This window comes from Pseudomonas sp. MAFF 730105 (assembly GCF_055380705.1).
On the sequence record NZ_AP018438.1, the window covers coordinates 5,382,448 to 5,400,593 of the forward strand.

An 18,146-nucleotide genomic window follows, 5' to 3' on the forward strand; every position below is an offset into this window, starting at 1 on the left:
GCCATGCCCAACAATAATAAAGAGTTGACCCTCAGCGCCCCGCTCAGCGGGCCGGTGCTCACCCTCGCCAATGTGCCGGACGCCGTGTTCGCCAGCGGCGCCATGGGCGACGGGATCGCCATCGATCCGCTGAACGACACCCTCTACGCACCCTGCGACGGCGAAGTGATCCATGTCGCCCGCACCGGCCACGCCGTGACCCTGCGGGCCGACAATGGGGCCGAACTGCTGCTGCACCTGGGGCTGGACACCGTCGAGCTGCGTGGCGACGGGTTTTCCATGCTGGTCAAGGAAGGTGCACGGGTCAGTAACGGCCAGCCGTTGCTGCGTTATGACGTGGACAAAGTGGCGCGGCGTTGCAAGAGCCTGGTCAGTCTGTTGGTCATCACCAATGGCGAGCGCTTTCAGGCGCGGCCCGTCACCCTCAAGGGCGTAAAGGTCGGCGAGCCGCTGCTGCATGTCATCGCCGTGGCTACAGGCTCGTCAACGGACGAACCTCAGGACGTCGGCATCGAGGTCTTCGGCCAGATCCGCATCGCCCATCGCGGCGGCTTGCACGCGCGGCCGGCGGCCTTGATACGCCAGACCGCCCAGGGCTTCAAGAGTCGCTCGCAATTGCATTTCGGCGGCAAGTCGGCCTCCTGCGACAGCCTCATGGGGATGATGAGCCTTGCGATCAGCGAGCAGGCAGAAGTGCAGGTCAGTTGCCGTGGCAACGATGCCGAAGCGGCACTGCAAGCATTGTTGACGACCCTGTCCACCGCCCTGGCCGAAGACGCCCACGCCGCAGCGCCTGCACTCAAACCCCATGCTCGTCCTGCCGAAGACGGCGTGCTGCACGGCGTATGCGCCGCCCCCGGCCTTGTGGCCGGGCCGCTGGTCCGGTTGAATGGCATTCAGTTGCCCGAGGACGCGGGCGGTCACAACGTCGAAGATCAGCGCCAGCAATTGAGCAGTGCCTTGGCCCACGTCAGCCGCGATATTCACCTGACCCTGGACAACGCCAAGGCCCGGCGCCACAGCGACGAGGAAGCGATTTTCAGCGCCCATCTGGCGTTGCTGGACGACCCGATCCTGCTCGATGCCGCCCACCTCTGCATCGACCAGGGCAGCGCCGCGACTCACGCCTGGAACCAGTCCATCGACGCGCAATGCCGGGTGCTGGAGCAACTGGGCAGCACACTGCTGGCCGAGCGCGCCAACGACCTGCGCGACCTGCGCCAACGGGTCCTGCGGGCATTGCTGGGGGAAAGCTGGCAATTCGACGTGCCGGCGGGCGCGATTGTCGCGGCCCAGGAACTGACCCCGTCGGACCTGCTGCAACTCAGTGCCCAAGGCGTCGCCGGCGTGTGCATGGTCGAGGGCGGCGCCACTTCTCACGTGGCCATCCTGGCCCGAGGCAAAGGGATGCCGTGCCTGGTGGCGCTGGACGCGGCGCTGTTGGAACAGGAACAAGGCCAGTCGGTGGTGCTGGATGCCGACGAAGGCCGTCTCGAATTGCGACCCAGCGCCGAGCGCATGACCCAGGTGCAACAGGCACATGCCCAGCGAGCCGCCCGTCGCGCTCGACAACAAGCCCAGGCCCACGCACCGGCCCGCACCGTTGATGGCGTGACGGTCGAAGTGGCGGCCAACGTCGCCTCCAGCGCCGATGCGGCCGAGGCCCTGGCTAACGGCGCTGACGGTGTCGGGCTGCTGCGTACCGAATTCCTGTTCGTTGACCGCCGCACCGCTCCGGACGAAGAAGAACAGCGCCAAAGCTACCAAGCCGTGCTCGACGCCATGGGCGACAAGCCGGTGATCATCCGCACCATCGATGTCGGCGGCGACAAACAGTTGGACTACCTGCCGCTGCCGCCCGAAGCCAACCCGGTGCTGGGCCTGCGGGGTATTCGCCTGGCCCAGGTGCGCCCGGAATTGCTCGACCAGCAACTGCGAGCGTTGCTGCAAACCCGTCCACTGGACCGCTGCCGGATCCTGTTGCCCATGGTCACCGAAGTCGACGAACTGCTGCACATCCGCCAGCGCCTCGATGCACTGGGCCGTGAACTGGGCCTGAGCGAACGGCCGCAACTGGGGGTGATGATCGAAGTGCCGGCGGCCGCCTTGCTGGCCGAACAACTGGCCGAGCACGCGGACTTCCTGTCCATCGGCACCAACGACCTCTCGCAGTACACCCTTGCCATGGACCGCGACCACGCCGGCCTCGCCGCCCGGGTCGATGCCCTGCACCCGGCACTGCTGCGGCTGATCGCCCAGGCCTGCGCCGGCGCGGCCCGGCATGGGCGCTGGATCGGCGTGTGCGGCGCCCTGGCCTCCGATCCTTTGGCGACGCCGGTGCTGGTGGGGCTGGGTGTGCGCGAACTGTCGGTCAGCCCGGCGCAGATCGGCGAGATCAAAGCCCGCGTGCGCGATCTTGACGCCGTCAAGTGCGCTTGCCTCAGCGCCGAATTGCTGGGGCTGGGCAGTGCCGCTGCCGTGCGCCAGGCCTGTCATCAACACTGGCCCCTGGGCTGAGTACGTCGAAGAACAATAAGGGAGAACCGCCATGTACCAGCATTTCATCGAAGGACTGCAACGTCTCGGCCGGGCGCTGATGCTGCCCATCGCCATCCTGCCCATCGCCGGCCTGTTGCTGCGCCTGGGCGACACCGATCTTCTGAACATCGCCATCATCCATGATGCCGGGCAGGCCATTTTCACCAACCTGGCGATGATCTTCGCCATTGGCATCGCCGTGGGCTTCGCCCGGGACAATAACGGCACGGCGGGGCTGGCCGGGGCCATCGGTTATCTGGTGATGATCGCCACGCTGAAGGTGCTCGACGCCAGCATCAACATGGGCATGCTCGCCGGGATCATCAGCGGCCTGCTCGCGGGGGCACTGTATAACCGGTTCAAGGACATCAAGCTGCCGGAGTACCTGGCGTTCTTCGGCGGCCGGCGCTTCGTGCCGATCGTCACCGGCTTCAGCGCGGTGGGCCTGGGAGTGGCGTTCGGCCTGGTCTGGCCGCCGATCCAGCAAGGCATCAACAGCTTCGGCGCGCTGTTGATGGAAAGCGGCAGCCTGGGGGCATTCGTATTCGGGGTGTTCAACCGGCTGCTGATCGTCACCGGTCTGCACCACATCCTCAACAACATGGCCTGGTTCATCTTCGGCAGCTTCACCGACCCGCACACCGGTGCGGTGGTGACCGGCGATCTGACCCGCTATTTTGCCGGCGACCCCAACGGCGGCCAGTTCATGACCGGCATGTTCCCGGTGATGCTTTTCGGCCTGCCCGCCGCGTGCCTGGCGATGTACCGCAACGCCCTGCCCCAAAGGCGCAAAGTCATGGGCGGGATTCTGTTGTCCATGGCCCTGACCTCGTTTCTCACCGGCGTCACCGAGCCGGTGGAATTTGCCTTCATGTTCCTCGCGCCACTGCTGTTCCTGTTGCATGCCTTGCTCACCGGGCTGTCGATGGCGATTACCGACTGGCTGAACATCCGCCTGGGCTTTACCTTCTCCGGCGGTTTCATCGACATGGTCCTGGGCTGGGGCAAGTCGAACAACGGCTGGTTGGTGGTGCCGGTGGGCCTGGCCTATGCGGTGATCTACTACACCGTGTTCGACTTCTGCATCCGCCGCTTCGACCTCAAGACCCCCGGTCGTGAAGACGTCCCGACCGCAGACAAACCGGTCTTTACCCAGAATGAACGAGCCGGGGCCTACATCGCAGCGCTCGGTGGCGCCGACAACCTGATCACCGTCGGCGCCTGCACCACGCGCCTGCGACTGGACATGGTCGATCGCAACAAGGCCTCCGATGCACAACTCAAGGCCCTGGGCGCCATGGCCGTGGTACGCCCCGGCAACGGCGGCAGCCTACAGGTGGTGGTTGGGCCGATGGCCGACAGCATCGCCGACGAGATCCGCCTGGCCTTGCCAATGGCCGTCTCGATCGACAACCCGGTGAGTGAACCGGTGCAGGCCGAGTCAACCTCGTTTAGCACCGAGCAGGTCGGGCAATGGCTGGACGCACTGGGCGGCAAGGACAATGTGTTGGCCTTGGAATGCGTCGCCCAAACGCGGCTACGGGTGCAGCTCGAAGACGCCCGACGGTTATCCGAGACGGATCTGAGAGCCCTGGGTTGCCAAGGTGTCAGCCAGATGGAAGGCGGCATCTGGCATGTGCTGGTGGGAAATCGGGCCAGTGCAATGGGTGAAGCGCTAAGGGCAATGCTGAACAACCGTAAAACCTGCGCGCAATCCCTCTAACGATCTCCGCCGGAGCAGCTTGTTACAAGATTGGATCCCAAAAAACGGCTGAAAAACCCGCCGTCGCCTATTCTTTGGACTCACGCGGCGGACCGAGGCGCGCCCCAGCGGCGCCCTCCCGACGCGATCAATCACCAAACCTGTCACGTCGAAGAATAGGTAGTCATGACGTATGTGATTCGACTGGCCCCTCATTCCAGCTGAGGCATTCAATCATGACTAGAAAAAGCACTTTCATACGGGCGGCGACTGTCGCGGCGGTACTTGTAGGCGCCTGGCAAACAGGCCCTTATGCGTGGGCAGCGACCCAAGGCTCTCAGGACCCGAAAGCAGAGCCCTGGTACCAAGCCTGGCTCAAGGTCACGGCGAATCCAGACGTGGATATTCGCAAAACCACACCATCGTTGCGCTGGCGTACCGACATGGACACGCTCTACCGGGGAGATACAACGGGCCAGGGTCTCAGCGCTTTTCAGGACGGTCTGCTGCCCAAAGCCGCGGGCATCCCCGAGAGCGAATGGATATACAACTGGTACAACCATGCGGGTGGCTCCGCCGGGACGGTGTTCAGCAGCACGACGCGCAGTCAGTTCATCGCCCAGCACTACGCCAGCGAGTGGGTGTACGAATTCAAGGCCCCCCATGGGATCGATCAGGAGCAATCAGGAGGCCCCTTCCCCCGCGAGGTGGAAATCAGCTTCCCAGGTGGGGTCAAGGGGTCCTTCATCAATAAGGCCTGCAAGGCAACGAACCTGGCCAATTGCGTGACGAATCCGGACTACCGGGAACCCACCGGCCACGAGACGATGCAGCAGGTTGCTGCGATTCCCATCGATTGGAATCGGCTGGAGCCTCCAGAAGGACTGGCCTGGGTAACGACCAAGGAACCCCTCTGGGCCGTCGGCTCTACGACAATCAACCCCGTGCAGGGCGCGGATGCGCTCAGCCAGGGGTTGCAGGCCTGGAACACTCTCCCGCCGAATTTGAGACTGGCCACCCAGCCGGAGTCTCCCTTGGCTCAATCGGTCGTCGTAGCGTTTCACGACTATGGCGAAGCCAAGCTCTGGGCCACCGAGCAAGCCTCGAACGGCGGCTGGGTCTATGAAGTCAGGCCCAACACCGTGGCGGTTGATCTATCAGGACGTAGCACCGGCGCACGTGAGGGCGCCTACGCATTCATCGGTGGCATCAAGGGCGGGCTGTTGATGAATGCTCGGCGGTTCGAGAAAGGTGTGAGCGAACCGGTCGAGTGCATCGGTATCGAGAAAGAGGTTTGTCGCCTGGAGCGTCGGCATCAGTAGATGGGCCCGGCGTCGCCGCAGGTCGGGACGTCATTGTCTGGTCGGGCGTCATCGCGAGCAGGCTCGCTCCCACAAGGGATTTGCGGTGCTCATAGAAGTCGTGACCTGCACCCTACCCTGTGGGAGCGAGCCTGCTCGCGAAGAGGCCGCCACTGACTGCAACAAACCGTCCACCCAATAAAAACCCGCTGAATCAATCAGCGGGTTTCTCATTTCCACGGGCAGAGGATCAGAAATCCTCCAACCGCCACACCTCATACGCCGGTGTCTCGTAGGGATGGCTCTGTTTCAAGGCCTCCACCACTACGCGAATCAACTCATCGGCCACCACAAGCTCCACCTTCCACTCCTCGACCTGCTCAACCTGACCCACTTCGCCCATGAACGGCTGGCTGCCGTCCAAGGGGCGAAACTGGCCCAGACCCAGCACTTGCCAGGCGCAGTGGTCATAGTCGCCGATCCGTCCGCCACCGGCAGCGAATACGGCGGTTTTGACCTCTTCCACATGGCTGGCCGGGACAAAGAAGCAGAGCTTGTACACGCCTTTAGTTCACCCAGACGCGAGCGTTGCGGAACATGCGCATCCATGGCGCGTCTTCGTTCCAGTCATCCGAACGCCACGAGTTCTGCACCGCGCGGAATACCCGCTCAGGGTGCGGCATCATGATGGTCACGCGGCCGTCGCGGCTGGTCAGGCCGGTAATCCCGCGCGGCGAGCCGTTCGGGTTGGCCGGGTAGGCTTCGGTGACCTTGCCGTGGTTGTCGACGAACCGCAGCGACACGCAACCGGACAGGTCGGCTTCGAGCAACGCCTCTTCGCTTTCGAATTCGGCGTGACCTTCACCGTGGGCGATGGCGATCGGCATGCGCGAACCGGCCATGCCTTGCAGGAAGATCGAGTTCGACTCCTGCACCTGGACCATCGCCACGCGGGCTTCGAACTGCTCGGAACGGTTGCGCACGAAGTGCGGCCAGAACTCGCTGCCCGGGATCAGCTCGTGGAGGTTGGACATCATCTGGCAACCGTTGCACACACCCAGGGTGAAGCTGTCGGTGCGCTCGAAGAAGCCTTGGAACGCATCGCGGGCGCGGCTGTTGAACAGCGCCGACTTGGCCCAGCCTTCACCGGCACCCAGCACGTCGCCGTAGGAGAAGCCGCCACAGGCCACCATGCCCTTGAAGTCATTAAGGTCGACACGGCCCGCGAGGATGTCGCTCATGTGCACGTCGATCGCGTTGAAACCGGCACGGTCGAATGCCGCCGCCATTTCCACCTGGCCGTTGACGCCCTGCTCACGCAGTACCGCCACTTGTGGACGAATGCCTTTCTTGATGTAAGGCGCGGCCACGTCCAGGTTGACGTCGTAGCTGAGCTTGGCGCTCAGGCCCGGGTTGTCTTCTTCCAGCAGTACGTCGAATTCCTGATCGGCGCAATCGGCGTTGTCCCGCAGACGCTGGATCTGGTAGCTGGTTTCAGCCCACTGGCGCTGCAACAGGCGACGCTGGCCTTCGAAGACGGTATCGCCATTGAAGGTGATGTTGACGTGGGCGTTGTTGATCGGCTGGCCGATCACCGAGACGCAATCGGCCAGGCCCGCCGCGCTGAACTGGGCGAGGATGTCCGGCGTGGCGTCCTGGCGAACCTGGATCACCGCACCCAGTTCTTCGTTAAACAGGATGGCCGGGATTTCGGCGGCGGATTCCGCCACGCTGTCGAGGGTCAGGCTCAGGCCGCAGTGACCGGCGAAGGCCATTTCCATCACGGTGGTCAGCAGGCCTCCATCGGAACGGTCGTGGTAGGCCAGCAGGTGGCCGTCGGCATTGAGGCCCTGGATGACGGCGAAGAACGCTTTCAGGTCCTCGGCATCGTCGACGTCAGGCGCTTGCTTGCCGAGCTTGCCATGCACCTGGGCCAGGATCGAGGCGCCCATGCGGTTCTGGCCACGGCCCAGGTCGATCAGGATCAGGTCGGTGGTGCCCTTGTCCATGCGCAGTTGCGGGGTCAGGGTCTGGCGGATGTCGGTAACCGGGGCGAAACCGGTCACGATCAGCGACAGCGGCGAGGTCACGCTCTTGTCCACGCCGTCTTCGTTCCAGCGCGTGGCCATGGACATGGAGTCCTTGCCCACCGGAATGGTGATGCCCAGCTCCGGGCACAGCTCCATGCCGACAGCCTTGACGGTGTCGTACAGGCGGGCGTCTTCGCCCGGATGACCGGCGGCGGACATCCAGTTGGCCGACAGCTTGATGTCGGAAATCTTGCCGATGCGCGAGGCCGCGAGGTTGGTCAGCGCCTCACCAATCGCCATGCGGCCCGACGCCGGAGCGTCCAGCAGGGCCAGCGGTGTGCGCTCGCCCATGGCCATGGCTTCACCGGTATAGACGTCGAAACTGGTGGCGGTCACGGCGACGTCAGCCACCGGCACCTGCCACGGGCCGACCATCTGGTCACGGGCCACGAGGCCAGTGATGGTGCGGTCACCGATGGTGATCAGGAAGCTCTTGCTCGCCACGGCCGGGTGGTGCAGGACACGCTCGATGGAATCGGCGATGTCGAGGGTGGACGGATCGAAATCGTCGCCCAGCTCGGTTTCGCGAACGGCCGAACGGTGCATGCGCGGGGCTTTGCCCAGCAGCACTTCCAGTGGCATGTCCACCGGGCTGTTGCCGAAGTGACTGTCGGTGACGGTCAGTTGCGGCTCGGCAGTGGCTTCGCCGACCACGGCGAACGGGCAGCGCTCACGCTCGCAGATGGCCTGGAAGCGCTCGAAGTCGGCCGGGCCGACTGCCAGGACGTAACGTTCCTGGGACTCGTTGCTCCAGATTTCATGCGGGGCCATGCCCGGCTCGTCGTTCGGAATGTTGCGCAGCTCGAAGCGGCCACCACGGCCACCGTCGTTGACCAGTTCCGGGAAGGCGTTGGACAGGCCGCCCGCGCCCACGTCGTGGATGAAGCTGATCGGGTTCTTGTCACCCAACTGCCAGCAACGGTCGATGACTTCCTGGCAACGGCGTTCCATTTCCGGGTTTTCCCGCTGGACCGACGCGAAATCCAGGTCCGCCGAGCTGGTGCCAGTGGCCATGGAGGATGCCGCGCCGCCGCCCAGGCCGATCAGCATGGCCGGGCCGCCGAGGACGATCAGCTTGGAGCCGACCACGATCTCGCCTTTTTGCACGTGTTCGGCGCGAATGTTGCCCATGCCGCCAGCGAGCATGATCGGCTTGTGGTAGCCGCGCACTTCTTCGCCACGGGGGGTGGTGATGGATTGTTCGAAGGTACGGAAGTAGCCCGTCAGGGCCGGACGGCCGAATTCGTTGTTGAACGCGGCGCCACCCAGCGGGCCCTCGATCATGATGTCGAGGGCGTTGACGATGCGCTCAGGCTTGCCGTACGGCTTTTCCCACGGTTGCTCGAAGCCCGGAATCTGCAGGTTCGACACGGTGAAACCGGTCAGGCCGGCCTTGGGCTTGGCGCCGCGACCGGTTGCACCTTCGTCGCGGATCTCGCCACCGGAACCGGTGGACGCGCCCGGGAACGGCGCAATCGCGGTCGGGTGGTTGTGGGTCTCGACCTTCATCAGGATGTGCACCGGCTCCTGGACCGCACCGTACTGGCGGGTCTCGGGATTCGGGAAGAAGCGGCCGGCAACGCTGCCGACAATCACCGAAGCGTTGTCCTTGTAAGCAGACAGAACGCCTTCGCTGTGCATCTGGTAGGTGTTCTTGATCATGCCAAACAGGCTTTTTTCCTGGCTCTGGCCGTCAATGTCCCAACTGGCGTTGAAGATCTTGTGGCGGCAGTGCTCGGAGTTGGCCTGGGCAAACATCATCAGTTCGATGTCGTGGGGGTTGCGCTTCAAGCCCTGGAAGGCGTTGACCAGGTAATCGATCTCGTCTTCGGCCAGGGCCAGGCCCAGCTCGGCATTGGCTTTTTCCAGCGCGGCACGACCACCGCCCAGCACGTCGATGGCGGTCAGTGGCTTGGGCTCGGCGTGGCTGAACAGACCGGAGGCCTGCTCCAGGTTGCCCAGCACGACCTGGGTCATGCGGTCATGCAGGCTGTCGGCGATCAGTTGGGCCTCGGCCTCGCTGAACTCACCGGCGACATAAAAGGCAATGCCGCGCTCCAGGCGCTGGATTTTCGCCAGGCCGCAGTTGCGGGCGATGTCGCTGGCCTTGCTCGACCACGGCGAAATGGTGCCGAAGCGCGGCAGTACCAGGAACAGGCGACCAGCCGGCTCCTGGACGGGAACGCTGGGACCGTATTTCAGAAGGCGCGCGAGCACCTGCTGTTCGTCGCCGGTCAAACCGCCGGTGACTTCGGCGAAGTGAGCGAATTCAGCATACAAGCCACTGACAGCCGAAACCTTCTGGCTCAGTTGCTCAAGGAGTTTGCTGTGGCGAAAGGCAGAAAGGGCAGGAGCGCCGCGCAGGATCAACATCTTCGGGACAGCCTCGGGAAGGGGGTGTGCTTTGAGGCCGTGCATTCTAGCCTAAACCGTCGGCAACGGCACCCGAAACGGCATCAGCGATGCTGGCCGAATGTCGGTCTTTGCGCCAAACCCCTTGTCGAACGTCCGTTCCAATGTGCCTGCACAGATATTTTTAATCGACATAAAACCCGCCGCACGCCGGCCGGCTTGTGTTGCAGACATGTTTTGCAACCGCTAGCAGACTGGCCTTTCGCTGTCGAGATATGGCGGTAAGGGCCGTTTGCGTATACTGCGCAGATGTTTTCCCCAACGGCTTTGCGTCCGCGGTACGCCAGATGGCTGATCGCAACCGGACTCTTCCTGGTGCTCAGTGGTTGTGTTGAGAAACCCAACACACTGGAGCGCGTAAAGGAGGATGGCGTGCTGCGGGTGGTTACCCGAAACAGCCCCGCCACCTACTTTGAGGATCGCAACGGTGAAACCGGCTTCGAATATGAGCTGGTGAAGCGTTTCGCCGACGATTTGGGTGTGGAACTGAAAATCGAGACCGCCGACAACCTCGACGACCTGTTCAGCCAGATCGGCAAACCCAACGGCCCGGTACTGGCCGCCGCCGGCCTGGTCAGCAGCGAGGCGCGCAAGAAACAGGTACGGTTCTCCCATTCCTACCTGGAAGTCACGCCCCAGGTCATCTATCGCAACGGCCAGTCGCGCCCCACCGACGCGGCGGCCCTGGCGGGCAAGAAGATCATGGTGCTCAAGGGCAGCACCCACGCCGAGCAACTGGCGCAACTGAAACAGCAGTATCCGGGCATCGAATACGAAGAATCCGACGCCGTTGAAGTGGTCGACCTGTTGCGCATGGTCGATGAGGGCCAGATCGACCTGACCCTGGTGGACTCCAACGAAGTGGCAATGAACCAGGTGTACTTCCCCAACGTCCGCGTGGCCTTCGACCTGGGTGATGCCCGCAGCCAGAGCTGGGCGGTGGGCCCCGGCGAAGACAACAGCCTGCTCAACGAAATCAACGCTTATCTCGACAAAGTGCAGAAGAACGGCACCCTGCAACGCCTGAAAGATCGCTATTACGGACACGTCGATGTCCTCGGCTACATGGGCGCCACCACCTTTGCCCAGCATTTGCAGCAACGGTTGCCCAAGTACGAGCAGCACTTCAAGGCCTATGCCAAGCAGGAAAAAGTCGATTGGCGCCTGTTGGCCGCCATTGGCTACCAGGAATCGCTGTGGCAACCGGCGGTCACGTCCAAGACCGGTGTGCGCGGCCTGATGATGCTGACCCAGAACACCGCCCAGGCCATGGGCGTGTCCAACCGCCTGGATCCGAAGCAAAGCATCATGGGCGGCGCCAAGTACCTGGCCTACATGAAGGATCAATTGGACGAGAGCATCCAGGAGCCGGACCGTACCTGGTTCGCCCTTGCCGCCTATAACGTCGGCAGCGGTCATCTGGACGACGCCCGCAAGCTGGCGGCCAAGGAAGGGCTGAATCCGAACAAGTGGCTGGACGTGAAGAAGATCCTGCCGCGCCTGTCCCAGAAACAGTGGTACAGCAAGACCCGCTACGGCTACGCCCGGGGCGGCGAGCCGGTGCATTTCGTCGCCAACATCCGCCGCTACTACGACATCCTGACCTGGGTCACGCAACCGCAGCTCGAAGGCAACCAGGTGGCCGAAGGCAACCTGCATGTGCCGGGCGTCGACAAGAGCAAGCCGAATCAGGAAAGCCCGCAGCTCTGACGGCACCACACCAGCCAAATGTGGGGGGACTTGCTGTGGGAGCAAAGCTTGCTCGCGATACAGGCGCCGCGTCTATCAGAAGGACTGCATCCACTTCATCGCGGGCAAGCCTTGCTCCCACAGGGGCCTGACAGTGATATCAGGGCCTGGCGGCCGCCAGGATCAGCGCCTTCATCTCCGCCACCGCCGACTTGAACCCGACAAACAAGGCATGGGCCACCAGCGCATGGCCAATGTTCAGCTCGTTGACGCCCTTGATGGCCGCCACGGCTTCGACGTTGTGGTAGTGCAGGCCATGGCCGGCGTTGACGATCAGGCCTTGGGCCAGGCCGAACGCGACCCCGTCAGCCACTCGTTGCAGTTCGTCGGCCACATCCGTGGGGGTTTCGGCATCGGCGTAGCGGCCGGTGTGCAGTTCGACGGCTGGGGCACCGACCCGCTTGGAGGCCTCGATCTGCCGCTCGTCGGCATCGATGAACAACGACACCTCGGCGCCGGTTTTCGACAGCCGCTCCACCGCCGCCCTGATCCGCGCTTCCTGCCCTGCCACGTCGAGGCCGCCTTCGGTGGTCAGTTCCTGGCGCGTTTCCGGTACCAGGCAGATGTGCGCCGGGCGGATACGCTCGGCGAATGCCATCATTTCTTCGGTTACGCCCATCTCGAAATTCATGCGGGTCTGCAACACATCCTTGAGCAGCAGCACATCGCGTTCCTGGATATGACGACGGTCTTCGCGCAGGTGCACGGTGATGCCGTCGGCGCCCGCCTCTTCGGCGTCCAGTGCGGCCTTGACCGGATCCGGGTAGCGGGTACCGCGGGCCTGGCGCAGGGTGGCGACATGGTCGATGTTCACGCCGAGAAGAATGCGATTGCTGGTGCTCACGAAAAGCGCTCCTTGAATGGACAGAGATTCGGCCCACAGCATACGGGTTGATCAGGGCTTGCGAAACAACTCGCGACTGACCAGCGGCTTGCCGCCCAGGTGAACCGCCAAAGCCTGGCGCATCAGGCGCTTGGCCGCGGACAAGGCGCCCGGCGCGCTCCAGTCAGCCTCGGCCATGGCCAGCAGTTCGACGCCGTTGAACAAACCGGGCTGCAGCAGGTAGACGCGCTCCAGGCCAGCATCCACCTGCAAGCGGTACAGGCCATCGGCGGCAATGGGCTCGCCGTGCAGGTCGGCGTCTAGGGCGAAACCGTAGCCCAGGTCATCCAGCAGCCGCCATTCGAAGGATCGCAACAGAGGCTCCAGCGGCCGGCCTTCGGCCAGGGCCAGCAGCGTCGCGGCGTAGTGGTCGAAGACAGCGGGATGGGGATCTTCGGCGGGCAACAGGCGGATCAGCAGTTCGTTGAGGTACAGGCCGCTGAACAAGGCTTCGCCGTTGAGCCAGGCCGCGACTCCGTTGCTTTCCATGCGCCCGACATTCTTCAACTCGCCCCGCCCCCGGAATTCGACCTCCAGGGGCACGAACGGCCGCGCCAGCGTCCCGGCCTTGCCCCGCGCCCCGCGCAACACCGCCCGCAACCGCCCTTGCGGCGTGAGGAAATCCACCAGGGCACTGCTTTCGCGGTAGGCGCGCGAATGCAGGACGTAGGCGGCTTGGGCGATGGGATGGGTGGGGGACATGGAGGTCGCAGTTCTCGATAAGGAAACGCAGTATTACCAACACCCCAGAAACCACTGTGGGAGCAAGGCTGGTGGAGCAAGGCTTGCCCGCGATGAACACAACCCGGTCTTCTTGAAACCGAGTCGCTTGTATCGCGAGCAAGCTTTGCTCCCACCAGACCCGCTCCCACAAGGTCCGCGGTGTACTGCCGGACGGATTACAAGTCGCCGTAACCCAGCGAGCGCAACGCCCGTTCATCATCCGACCAGCCGCCCTTCACCTTGACCCACAGGTTGAGCATGATCTTGGAGTCGAACAGCAGCTCCATGTCCTTGCGTGCCTCGGTGCCAATGCGCTTGATGCGCTCGCCTTTGTCACCAATGATGATTTTCTTCTGGCCGTCACGTTCGACGAGGATCAACGCGTGGATGTGCAGGGTCTTGCCCTGCTGCTTGAACTCTTCGATTTCCACGGTGATCTGGTACGGCAGCTCGGCGCCCAATTGGCGCATGATTTTCTCGCGCACCAGTTCAGCGGCGAGGAAACGGCTGCTGCGGTCGGTGATCTGGTCTTCGGGGAAGAAGTGATCGTTTTCCGGCAGGTGCTCGGCAATCACCCGCTCCAGCGCATCGAGGTTATGGCCGTGCTGGGCCGAAATCGGGATGATCTGGGCGTTGGGCAGCTGTTCCTGCAACCAGGTCAGGTGCGGCATCAGCTCAGCCTTGTCCTCGATGCGATCGGTCTTGTTCAGCGCCACGATCAGCGGGCCGGTCACGTACTGGACGCGTTCGAGGACCATCTGGTCTTCTTCGGTCCACTTGGTACGGTCGACCACGAAGATCACCACGTCGACGTCTTTCAACGCCGCCGAAGCGGTCTTGTTCATGTAGCGGTTCAGGGCCTTTTCGCCACCCTTGTGCATGCCCGGGGTGTCGACGTAGATAGCCTGCACGTCGCCTTCGGTCTTGATACCCAGCATATTGTGGCGGGTGGTCTGGGGCTTGCGCGAGGTGATCGCCAGTTTCTGGCCCAGGATATGGTTCAGCAATGTGGACTTGCCCACGTTCGGCCGGCCAACGATGGCGACATAGCCGCAACGGGTAACAGTTGTATCAGTCATTGCCATTCTCCACGCCCAGGGCGATCAATGCTGCAGCGGCCGCCACCTGTTCGGCGATACGACGGCTCACGCCCTGGCCACGGCTTTTTTCATTCAGTAGGACCACTTCGCATTCGACGAAGAAGGTTCGGCAGTGCGGCTCGCCCTGGATATCCACGACTTCGTAGCGCGGCAGCTCGCAACTGCGCGATTGCAGGAATTCCTGCAAACGGGTTTTCGGATCCTTGTTGGTGTCCACCAGCGTCAGGCTGTCGATTTCGGAGGTCAGCCAGGCCAGCACGCGCTCACGGGCCTTCTCCATGCCTGAGTCCAGGTAGATCGCACCGATCAGGGCTTCCAAGGCATCGGCCAGAATCGACTCGCGACGAAAACCGCCGCTTTTCAACTCGCCGGAGCCCAAGCGCAGATAGTCGCCCAGGTCGAAACCACGGGCCAGTACGGCCAGGGTCTCACCTTTTACCAGCCGTGCGCGCAAACGCGACAACTGGCCTTCGCGAGCCAGCGGGAAGCGTTCGAACAGCGCCTCGCCGGCGACGAAATTGAGGATGGCATCACCGAGGAATTCCAGGCGTTCGTTGTTGCGCCCGGCAAAACTGCGGTGAGTGAGGGCCAGGAGCATCAGCTCCGGGTCCTTGAAGGTGTAGCCGAGCTGGCGCTCGAGGCGGCTTAAAGAAACGCTCACGGTTTACCCACGCTGAGTTCGTGGCTGGATTCCACCGCCAGGTCGGCAAGGCGCCGTTGGCTTGGGACAATTAACGCTGTGTTCAAAAATGACGTCCTGGCTATCGTTGGCGCCTTGTACAGGCTCCAGAAATGCATTCGGCGCTGTGTTCAACAGCGCCGTGTGTGTTTACTTGATCAGGCCAACCCGCGAGAAGTTCGGCAGGTGTCCGAGTTTGGGTTCCGGCCAGCTCATCCAGACCGCGAAGGCCTTGCCGACGATATTGCGGTCGGGGACCATGCCCAGCATGTCCTTGGGAATGTTCGGATCATCCCAGTACCGGCTGTCGTTGGAGTTGTCGCGGTTGTCGCCCATCATGAAATAGTGCTCGGCCGGCACGGTCCACGAATGGTCCGGCGTCGCGCGGTAGCGGCTCATTTCCTTGCGGATCAGGTGCTCGACCTCGCCGAGTTTTTCCTGGTAGAGCTCGGCGCTGCCCAGGGTGCCCGGCTCGGAGCCGAGCAGTTGTTCGGCCACCAGTTCGCCATTCACGTACAGACGCTTGTCGGCGGTGTAACGGATCTTGTCGCCCGGCAGGCCGACCACACGCTTGATGTAGTTGACGTTAGGGTCGCTGGGAAAGCGGAACACCATCACGTCGCCGCGCTGCGGATCACCCACCTCGATGATTTTCTTGTCGATCACCGGCAGGCGGATCCCGTAGGAGAACTTGTTCACCAGGATGAAATCGCCCACGTCCAGGGTCGGCTTCATCGAGCCGGACGGGATCTGGAACGGCTCCACCAGGAACGAACGCAGCACCAGCACGATGAACAGCACCGGAAAGAACGACTTGCCGTATTCGACCAGCAGCGGTTCCTTGTTGAGTTTCTCGACCACCACACCATCGGGCTGGCTGACGCTGCCCTGATAAGAGGCGATGGCCGCCCGGCGCCGAGGCGCCAGGAACAACAGATCAATCAACGCCAACAGACCGCAGACAAACACGGCGATAACCAGCAACAGCGGGAAATTTAGCGACATAGGACCTAACTATCCAACCTGAGCACCGCAAGGAAGGCTTCCTGTGGAATCTCCACGTTGCCGACCTGCTTCATGCGTTTTTTACCGGCCTTCTGCTTTTCCAACAGCTTGCGCTTACGGCTGACGTCGCCGCCGTAGCATTTGGCCAATACGTTCTTTCTGAGCGCCTTGACGGTTGTACGCGCCACAATCTGCCCGCCAATGGCGGCCTGGATTGCCACGTCGAACATCTGCCGCGGAATCAGTTCCTTCATCTTCTCGGTCAATGCACGACCTTTGTAGTGCGCGTTGTCACGGTGCACGATCAATGCCAGGGCATCGACCTTCTCACCGTTGATCAGCACATCCAGCTTCACCAGATTAGCCGATTGGTAACGATCGAAATGATAATCCAGCGAAGCATAGCCGCGACTGGTGGATTTCAGGCGATCGAAGAAGTCCAGCACCACTTCGTTCATCGGCAGGTCATAGGTCACCTGGACCTGCGAGCCGAGGAACAGCATGTCGTGCTGCACACCGCGCTTCTCGATGCACAGGGTAATGACGTTGCCCAGGTGCTCCTGAGGCACAAGAATGTTGGCCCGCACGATCGGTTCGCGCATGTCTTCGATAGCCGACAGGTCCGGTAGCTTGGACGGGTTGTCGACGTAGATGGTTTCACCGTTCTTGAGCAGCAGCTCGAAGATTACCGTCGGCGCGGTGGTGATCAGGTCCAGGTCGTACTCGCGCTCCAGGCGCTCCTGGATGATTTCCATGTGCAGCATGCCCAGGAACCCGCAGCGGAAGCCGAAGCCCAGGGCGTCGGAGCTTTCCGGGGTATATTGCAACGACGAGTCGTTCAGGGTCAGCTTCTGCAGCGCTTCGCGGAAATCCTCGAAGTCGTCGGAACTGACCGGGAACAGGCCGGCGTAGACCTGGGGCTGGATACGTTTGAAACCCGGCAGCACATCGACGTCCGGGGTGGAACTCAGGGTCAGGGTGTCGCCGACCGGTGCTCCGTGGATGTCCTTGATGCCGGCGATGATGAAGCCCACTTCACCGGCCTTGAGGTCGGCGGTGGCGGTGTGTTTCGGGTTGAATACACCGACGCTGTCCACCAGGTGGACCTTGCCGGTGGACTTGACCAGGATCTTGTCGCCCTTCTTCACGCGGCCGTGGCGCACGCGAACCAGGGACACCACGCCCAGGTAGTTGTCGAACCAGGAGTCGATGATCAACGCTTGCAGCGGATCTTCGATGTTGCCGGTCGGCGCGGGGATGGTGGTCACCAGGCGCTCAAGCACTTCGTCCACACCCAGGCCGGTCTTGGCGCTGCAGGTGACCGCGTCGGTGGCGTCGATACCGATGATCTTCTCGATCTCATCCTTGACGCGCTCCGGCTCGGCCTGGGGCAGGTCGATCTTGTTCAGGACCGGCATGACCTCCAGGCCCTGCTCGATGGCCGTGTAGCAGTTGGCAACCGATTGAGCCTCTACACCCTGGCCTGCATCGACCACCAGCAACGCACCTTCACAGGCCGCCAGCGAACGGCTGACTTCGTAGGTGAAGTCGACGTGGCCCGGGGTGTCAATGAAGTTCAGCTGATAGGTGACGCCGTCTTTGGCCTTGTAATAGAGGGTGACGCTGTGGGCCTTGATGGTAATCCCGCGTTCACGCTCGAGGTCCATGGAGTCCAGGACCTGGGCTTCCATCTCACGCTCGGTCAGGCCGCCGCACATCTGGATGAAGCGATCAGCCAGCGTCGACTTGCCATGGTCAATGTGGGCGATGATGGAGAAATTGCGGATATGACTCAAATCACTCACGGATCAACACTCAAAAAGGCTGCAGGCAAAGCCCGCCGAAAAATAGCCGGGAATTGTACCTGATACAGCGCGCAAGCGTCACGTTCGCCTGTCGATGAGCTCTTGTGGCGAGGGAGCTTGCCCCCGCTGGCTGCGAAGCGGCCCTGGATTTATCCGCCA

The 18,146-nt window shown here is 62.7% G+C and carries 12 protein-coding genes; 4 read left to right on the plus strand and 8 right to left on the minus strand.

Annotation, left to right across the window (positions count from 1 at the left end):
- Positions 1-3 precede the first annotated feature (3 nt).
- From ptsP to PCOSP_RS23520, 3 genes are all read left to right on the plus strand, one after another.
- A complete protein-coding gene (ptsP, locus tag PCOSP_RS23510; protein WP_464709612.1) occupies positions 4-2,517 on the plus strand; it encodes a phosphoenolpyruvate--protein phosphotransferase in 2,514 nt (837 codons plus the stop codon).
- Between the two features lie 31 nt (positions 2,518-2,548).
- Complete coding sequence (gene nagE / locus PCOSP_RS23515) at positions 2,549-4,261, plus strand: N-acetylglucosamine-specific PTS transporter subunit IIBC (RefSeq protein ID WP_464709613.1); 1,713 nt, start codon at positions 2,549-2,551, stop codon at positions 4,259-4,261.
- Positions 4,262-4,683: 422 nt separating this feature from the next.
- The gene (locus tag PCOSP_RS23520; RefSeq protein ID WP_464709614.1) at positions 4,684-5,562 is read left to right on the plus strand and encodes a scabin-related ADP-ribosyltransferase; all 879 of its coding nucleotides are present in this window, start codon (positions 4,684-4,686) and stop codon (positions 5,560-5,562) included.
- 229 nt (positions 5,563-5,791) lie between these two features.
- Here PCOSP_RS23520 and PCOSP_RS23525 read toward each other — a convergent pair whose 3' ends face one another.
- Positions 5,792-6,103 carry a YqfO family protein gene (locus PCOSP_RS23525; protein ID WP_139645036.1) on the minus strand — a complete coding sequence of 104 codons (312 nt, stop codon included), beginning with the start codon at positions 6,101-6,103 and terminating at the stop codon, positions 5,792-5,794.
- 4 nt (positions 6,104-6,107) lie between these two features.
- Positions 6,108-10,004 (minus strand): phosphoribosylformylglycinamidine synthase, encoded by a 3,897-nt coding sequence (purL, locus tag PCOSP_RS23530; RefSeq protein ID WP_139645034.1) that lies wholly within the window; start codon positions 10,002-10,004, stop codon positions 6,108-6,110.
- Between the two features lie 288 nt (positions 10,005-10,292).
- Between purL and mltF the strand changes: the two genes are divergently transcribed.
- Positions 10,293-11,753, plus strand: coding sequence for a membrane-bound lytic murein transglycosylase MltF (mltF, locus tag PCOSP_RS23535; protein ID WP_139645032.1), 1,461 nt, complete (start codon positions 10,293-10,295; stop codon positions 11,751-11,753).
- A 139-nt stretch (positions 11,754-11,892) separates the two neighbouring features.
- Here mltF and pdxJ read toward each other — a convergent pair whose 3' ends face one another.
- From pdxJ to lepA, 6 genes are all read right to left on the minus strand, one after another.
- Complete coding sequence (gene pdxJ, locus PCOSP_RS23540) at positions 11,893-12,636, minus strand: pyridoxine 5'-phosphate synthase (protein ID WP_175363662.1); 744 nt, start codon at positions 12,634-12,636, stop codon at positions 11,893-11,895.
- A 51-nt stretch (positions 12,637-12,687) separates the two neighbouring features.
- Positions 12,688-13,377 carry a DNA repair protein RecO gene (gene recO / locus PCOSP_RS23545; RefSeq protein ID WP_139645026.1) on the minus strand — a complete coding sequence of 230 codons (690 nt, stop codon included), beginning with the start codon at positions 13,375-13,377 and terminating at the stop codon, positions 12,688-12,690.
- A gap of 197 nt (positions 13,378-13,574) precedes the next feature.
- On the minus strand, positions 13,575-14,477 hold the full coding sequence (era, locus tag PCOSP_RS23550; protein WP_024777649.1) for a GTPase Era: 903 nt from the start codon (positions 14,475-14,477) through the stop codon (positions 13,575-13,577).
- Positions 14,470-15,159: a ribonuclease III gene (gene rnc / locus PCOSP_RS23555; protein ID WP_041022961.1), complete on the minus strand. Its 690-nt coding sequence runs from the start codon at positions 15,157-15,159 to the stop codon at positions 14,470-14,472. The genes era and rnc overlap by 8 nt, the downstream gene beginning before the upstream one ends.
- Before the next feature lie 168 nt (positions 15,160-15,327).
- On the minus strand, positions 15,328-16,182 hold the full coding sequence (lepB, locus tag PCOSP_RS23560) for a signal peptidase I (protein ID WP_041022962.1): 855 nt from the start codon (positions 16,180-16,182) through the stop codon (positions 15,328-15,330).
- A 5-nt stretch (positions 16,183-16,187) separates the two neighbouring features.
- Positions 16,188-17,987 carry a translation elongation factor 4 gene (gene lepA, locus PCOSP_RS23565; protein ID WP_024777646.1) on the minus strand — a complete coding sequence of 600 codons (1,800 nt, stop codon included), beginning with the start codon at positions 17,985-17,987 and terminating at the stop codon, positions 16,188-16,190.
- Positions 17,988-18,146 lie beyond the last annotated feature (159 nt).

Excerpts from the sequence above, each read along its gene's own strand:
- era (WP_024777649.1), bottom strand. The coding sequence starts at position 14,477 with ATGACTGATACAACTGTTACCCGTTGCGGCTATGTCGCCATCGTTGGC.
- lepB (WP_041022962.1), bottom strand. The coding sequence starts at position 16,182 with ATGTCGCTAAATTTCCCGCTGTTGCTGGTTATCGCCGTGTTTGTCTGC.
- PCOSP_RS23520 (WP_464709614.1), top strand. The coding sequence starts at position 4,684 with ATGGACACGCTCTACCGGGGAGATACAACGGGCCAGGGTCTCAGCGCT.
- recO (WP_139645026.1), bottom strand. The coding sequence starts at position 13,377 with ATGTCCCCCACCCATCCCATCGCCCAAGCCGCCTACGTCCTGCATTCG.
- nagE (WP_464709613.1), top strand. The coding sequence starts at position 2,549 with ATGTACCAGCATTTCATCGAAGGACTGCAACGTCTCGGCCGGGCGCTG.
- ptsP (WP_464709612.1), top strand. The coding sequence starts at position 4 with ATGCCCAACAATAATAAAGAGTTGACCCTCAGCGCCCCGCTCAGCGGG.
- purL (WP_139645034.1), bottom strand. The coding sequence starts at position 10,004 with ATGTTGATCCTGCGCGGCGCTCCTGCCCTTTCTGCCTTTCGCCACAGC.
- mltF (WP_139645032.1), top strand. The coding sequence starts at position 10,293 with ATGTTTTCCCCAACGGCTTTGCGTCCGCGGTACGCCAGATGGCTGATC.